This window comes from uncultured Sphingomonas sp. (assembly GCF_964244235.1).
Lineage (GTDB): Bacteria > Pseudomonadota > Alphaproteobacteria > Sphingomonadales > Sphingomonadaceae > Sphingomonas.
Genome location: NZ_CAXTII010000032.1, coordinates 21,798 through 27,797, shown reverse-complemented (window position 1 = coordinate 27,797; position 6,000 = coordinate 21,798). Strand labels below are relative to the sequence as shown.

General features: G+C 66.1%; 4 protein-coding genes. All 4 read left to right on the top strand.

The window, feature by feature from the left end; translation table 11 throughout:
* The coding region (locus ACFE7D_RS07460) for a serine hydrolase domain-containing protein (RefSeq protein ID WP_375394800.1) at window positions 1-1,160 on the top strand (1,160 nt) is incomplete at its 5' end.
* 100 nt (window positions 1,161-1,260) lie between these two features.
* Window positions 1,261-3,276, top strand: a complete 2,016-nt coding sequence (locus ACFE7D_RS07455) for a 3-hydroxyacyl-CoA dehydrogenase NAD-binding domain-containing protein (RefSeq protein ID WP_375394799.1) — start codon at window positions 1,261-1,263, stop codon at window positions 3,274-3,276.
* A 136-nt stretch (window positions 3,277-3,412) separates the two neighbouring features.
* Window positions 3,413-4,603, top strand: a complete 1,191-nt coding sequence (locus ACFE7D_RS07450) for an acyl-CoA dehydrogenase family protein (RefSeq protein ID WP_375394798.1) — start codon at window positions 3,413-3,415, stop codon at window positions 4,601-4,603.
* 88 nt (window positions 4,604-4,691) lie between these two features.
* A complete protein-coding gene (locus ACFE7D_RS07445; RefSeq protein ID WP_375394797.1) occupies window positions 4,692-5,819 on the top strand; it encodes an acyl-CoA dehydrogenase family protein in 1,128 nt (375 codons plus the stop codon).
* Window positions 5,820-6,000 lie beyond the last annotated feature (181 nt).

Sequence of the window (6,000 nt, the reverse complement as noted above, 5' to 3'; positions counted from 1 at the left end):
GCTATCTCGACAGCGGACTGCTGCCACATGCGCAATTGCTGATCGCACAGGGCGGCGAGATCGCGCATTTCTCGCACCAGGGCGCAGGCCGGGCAATGGATTCGAAGGGCGGCGGCGCGACGATCGACGAATCGTCGCTGTTCCGGATCGCCTCGATGACCAAGCCCGTCACCTCGATCGCGTTCATGATGCTGATGGAGGAGGGCAAGGTCGCACTCGACACGCCCGTGCATCATGTCCTGCCCGAACTGAAGGGCGTCGGCGTCTACGATGGCGGCGGCGCGGGGGTACCGTTCCGGACGAAGCCGACCGCCGAGCCGATGCGGATGGTCGACCTGCTGCGCCATACCTCGGGGCTGACTTACAGTTTCCAGAACCGGTCGAACATCGATGCTGCGTACCGGACGGGGCGGATCGAAAGCTGGCATGGCCAGCTCGACCTGCAGGGACTCGTTGCCGCGCTGGCCGATATCCCGCTCGAGTTCTCGCCGGGCACGGCGTGGAATTATTCGGTATCGACCGATGTGCTCGGCGCGGTGGTCGAACGCGTTTCGGGGCAGGCGCTGGACGATTTCTTCCGCGCTCGCATCTTTGCGCCGCTCGGCATGGACGACACGTTCTTCGCGGTGCCGCCGGACAAGATCGACCGGTTGACCGATTGCTGGACGTTCGATCCGGCAAAGGGCCGCGTGATGTACGACCGCGGTGCGGAGAGCACCTGGAGCCGCCAGCCGAAAATGCTGTCGGGCGGCGGCGGGCTGGTGTCGAACGCGCTGGATTACCACCGTTTCTGCCGGATGTGCCTGAACGGCGGGACGATCGAGGGCGTGCGGATCGTCGGGCGCAAGACGCTGGAGCTGATGACGCAAAATCATTTGCCCGGCGGCAGCGATCTGACGGGAGTGTCCAAATCGCTGTTCAGCGAAACGACCAATGCCGGCACCGGGTTCGGCCTTGGCTTTGCGGTCACGATCGATCCGGCGCGATCGATGATGCCCGGATCGGTCGGCGAATATTATTGGGGCGGCATGTTCTCGACCGCGTTCTTCATCGATCCGGTCGAGCAGGTGTCGATGGTCTTCATGACGCAATTGTCGCCAAGCGGCGTGTACCCGATCCGCCGCGAACTGAAGACGATGATCTACGCCGCATTGAATTGACCGTCCGTGCTCCTGCGCACGCAGGAGCCCGGAATCACGCAGGGCGACGATCGTGGCCCTGGCTTCCTGCTTTCGCAGGAAAACATGCAGGAGCAATACCATGACCAGCCCGATCCGTACCGAACGCCATGACGACGTCCTCGTCATCATTTCCGACAACCCGCCGGTCAATGCTCTCGGTGCGGCGGTTCGACAGGGCCTGGAAGCCGCGATCAGGGAAGGTCTGAGCGATGACGGCATCGCGGCGATGGTCATCCGCTGCGACGGCCGCACCTTCTTCGCCGGCGCGGACATCACCGAATTCGGCAAGCCGATGCAGGAGCCGGGCCTGCCGACCGTCGTCGATATGATCGAGGCGTCTTCCAAACCAGTCGTCGCGGCGATCCACGGCACCGCGCTGGGCGGCGGGTGCGAAGTCACGCTCGGCTGCCACTACCGCGTTGCCGCCCCGTCCGCCAGGATCGGTACGCCCGAGGTGAAGCTCGGCCTGCTGCCCGGCGCGGGCGGCACGCAGCGCATTCCGCGCATCGCCGGCGTCGCGCTGGCGCTGGAGATGACCGCGAAGGGTGATCCGATCTCCGCGAAGAAGGCGCTCGACGCCGGGCTGATCGACAAGATCGTCGGCGAGGATACGCTGGCCGAGGACGCCGTCGCCTTCGCGCGCGAGATGGCTGCGCACCGCCCCCTGCCCCGCGCGTCGGAGAAAATTGCGAAGCCCGATCCCGACGCTGTCGCCGCGTTCAGGAAGGAGAATGGCCGGCGTTTCCGCGGGTTCGAGGCGCCCGCCGCGAATATCGCCTGCGTCGAGAAGGCGTCGGACGGATCGAGCTTCGCCGACGGCATCGCGTTCGAGCGATCGGAATTCATGCGGCTGATGTCGGGCACCCAGTCCGCCGCACAGCGCCATCTGTTCTTCGCCGAGCGCCAGGCCGCGAAGGTCGACGACGTTCCCGCCGACACCAAGCTGCGCGCGGTCAACAAGGTCGGCGTGATCGGTGCCGGCACGATGGGCGGCGGTATCGCGATGAACTTCCTGTCGGCGGGGGTCCCGGTGACGATCGTCGAGATGCAGCAGGAGGCGCTCGATCGCGGTGCCGGCGTCATCCGCAAGAATTACGAGGCGACCGCCGCCAAGGGCCGGATGAAGCCCGAACAGGTCGAGGCCGCGATGGGCGCGCTGACGCCGACGCTCGATTTCGCCGCGCTCGCGGAATGCGACCTCGTCATCGAGGCGGTGTACGAGAATATGGACGTCAAGAAGGACATCTTCACGAAGCTCGACACGCTATGCAAGCCGGGCGCGATCCTGGCGTCGAACACGTCGTATCTGAACGTCGACGAGATCGCCGCCTGCACCGGGCGGCCCGAAGACGTGGTCGGCATGCATTTCTTCTCGCCCGCCAACGTCATGAAACTGCTGGAGGTGGTCCGCGGCGAGAAGACCGGGCTCGACGTGCTGGCGACCGTCATGGCGCTGGCGAAAAAGATCAAGAAGGTCGCGGTCGTAGCTGGTGTCGCATACGGCTTCATCGGCAACCGCATGCTGATGCCGCGCCAGGTAGAGGCAATGAAGCTGCTGCTCGAGGGTGCCACGCCCGAACAGATCGACAAGGTCCATGTCGCGTTCGGGATGCCGATGGGGCCGTTCCAGATGAGCGATCTTGCCGGCGTCGATATCGGCTGGCACCGCGACCCGAGCCGCATCGAAAGCATCCGCGACGCGCTCGCCGCCGAGGGACGCTGGGGGCAGAAGACGGGGAAGGGTTTCTACGATTACGACGAGAAGCGTCAGCCGACACCTTCGCGGCGCGTCGCCGAGATCATCGCGGATTTCCGCGCGCAGACCGGCACGCCGCAGCACGAGATCACCGATCAGGAGATCGTCGAGCGCACCTTATACCCGATGGTCAACGAAGGCGCGCTGATCCTCGAAGAAGGCAAGGCGCAGCGCGCGTCGGACGTCGATGTGGTGTGGATCTACGGCTATGGCTGGCCGGTCTATCGCGGCGGCCCGATGTTCTGGGCGCAGAGCGAGGGGTACGACAAGGTCGTCGCCGGGCTCGAGAAGCACGGCTTCGCGGTGGCACAGAGTCTTCGCGATGGGACGATCAAGTGACGACGTTCGGCCCCCTTCGTCACCCCGGCCTTGCGCCGGGGTCCATGGTGCCGCGAGCACGGTGGATGGAGCCTCTTGCGATGCACTCGCGGATAGATGGACCCCGGCTCAAGGCCGGGGTGACGGAAGAAAAGCAATGACCGACCTCGACCTCGACCAGTTCCGCACCGAAACCCGCGCCTGGCTGGCGGACAATTGCCCGCCCGCAATGCGGGAGCCGCTGCGCAGCGACAAGGATGCCTGTTGGGGCGGCCGCAGCTACGATCCCGCCGCCAATCCGCCCCAGGCGGCGTGGCTGAAGGTGATGGGCGAACGCGGCTGGACGGTCCCCGATTGGCCGACGACATATGGCGGCGGCGGCCTGACCCCGGCGCAGACCAAGGTCCTGCGCGAGGAGATGGCGGCGATCTGCGCTCGCAATCCGCTCAATTCGTTCGGCATCTCGATGCTCGGGCCGGCGCTCCTCGAATACGGCACCGAAGCGCAGAAGCTCGACCATCTGCCCAGGATCGCACGCGGTGAAATCCGCTGGTGCCAGGGCTATAGCGAACCCAATGCAGGCTCCGATCTCGCCAGCCTGGCGACATCGGCCGACGATGCGGGCGATCATTACGTCGTCAACGGCCAGAAGGTCTGGACGAGCTACGCCGACGAGGCGGACTGGATCTTCTGTCTGGTGCGCACCAGCAAGGAGTCCAAGCAGGGCGGGATCAGCTTCGTGCTGTTCGACATGGCGTCGCCGGGCGTCTCGACCAGGCCGATCCTGCTGATCTCGGGCTATTCGCCGTTCTGCGAGACGTTCTTCGACGATGTGAAGGTGCCCAAGAAGAACCGCGTCCATGACGAGAACAAGGGCTGGGACGTCGCGAAATACCTGTTGGGCCACGAGCGCGAGATGATCTCGGGCATGGGCCTCGCTTCCACGGGCGGCAATCCGCTGATCGAGGGTGCGCTGGCGACGGTCGGGCTGGATCATGACGGCCGCCTCGCCGATCCGCTGCTGCGCGGCGCGATCGCGATGTTCGAAGTGCGGGCGAAGGCGTTCGGGGCGATGTCGGAGCGGTTCATCGACCAGTTGAAGGCGGGCCAGGCGCACCCTGCGCAACCCAGCATGATGAAATATTACGGCACCGAATTGAACAAGAGCCGATACGAACTGATGATGGCAGCCGGCGGATCGGACTCGCTGGAATGGGAAAGCGATGGCTCGGATGGTGGCCGCGACGCGCGGGCATGGTTGCGGACGAAGGCCAATTCGATCGAGGGCGGGACGAGCGAGGTTCAGCTGAACATCATCGCCAAGCGGATTTTGGAATTACCGTCCTAACTCGTTTCCCCGCGAAAGCGGGGGCCCGGTATCACAAGCGCGGCGCGTGGGGCTCCTGAGCCCCCGCTTCCGCGGGGGAACAATAGAAATGCCGCTCTACCTGACCCAAGACCAGACGACCCTCCAGGACACGATCCGCGATTTCGTCGCCGACGCCGCGCCCGTCAGCCACATGCGCAAGCTTCGCGACGAGAAGGACCCGACCGGCTTCAGCCGGGGCTTGTGGAAGCAGTTCGCGGAGATGGGCTTCACCGGCATCCTGGTCGGCGAGGATCAGGGCGGCCTGGGCATGGGCCATGTCGAGGCGGGCGTCGTGCTGGAGGAGATCGGGCGCAACCTTTCCCCCTCCCCGTTCCTGACCACGGCGGTCGCGGCGGTCGCGGCGCTGAAGGGCACCGCGGCGGCGGATCGCTGGTTCCCCGGGATCGTCGCGGGCGACACCGTCGCCGCGCTGGCGATCGACGAGGGGGCCAAACACCGGGACAGGGTCGCGATGAAGGCCGAGCGGTCGGGCAACGGCTTCAAGCTGACGGGCAACAAGCAGTTCGTCACCCACGGCCATGTCGCCGACCTGCTGATCGTCGCCGCCCGCACCGCCGGGTCGGCGGCGGATACGGACGGCATCACGCTGTTCGCAGTCGAGAAGGATGCGGCCGGATTGACCGCGACGCCCGAACGGCTGGCGGACTCCAGCATCGCCGCGCGGTTGACGCTGGATGGTGTCGAACTCGATGCCGATGCGGTGATTGGCGAGGTCGATTCGGGTCGCGCGGTCCTGGACCGGCTGCTGCGCGCCGGGCGTGCCGGCGCATCGGCGGAACTGCTCGGCGTCGGTGGTGGGGCAATGGGCATGACCGTCGGCTATCTCAAGCAGCGCAAGCAGTTCGGCACGCTGATCGGCAGCTTCCAGGCGCTCCAGCACCGCGCCGCGCATCTCTACAGCGAAATGGAGGTCGCGCGCGCGGCGGTGCTGAAGGCGCAGCAGCTGTCGGACGCCGGGTCGGACAAGGCCGACGCCGCGGTGTCGGTCGCGAAAGCGATGACCGCGCTCGCGACGACGCTGTCGGTGCAGGAGAGCGTGCAGATGCATGGCGGCATCGGCATGACCGACGAATACGACATCGGCTTCTACATGAAGCGCGCGCGGGTGCTGGCGGAGATGTTCGGGGACGCGAACTTCCATGCCGACCGGCTGGCGGTCGCGGCGGGGTATTGAACGCAGCATTCCTCACCGGCACGGAGAGGAGGACCACGCCCGAAGGGCGTGGTGGAGGCGGCAGGCCCCAAGCAAAGCATGTGAGGCGCGCCCCCTCCACCATGTTTCGCATGGTCCCCCCTCCCCGTACCGGGGAGGAATTTGGAATGACCGACGACCCCACCCCCGCCTCTCTCGCCCA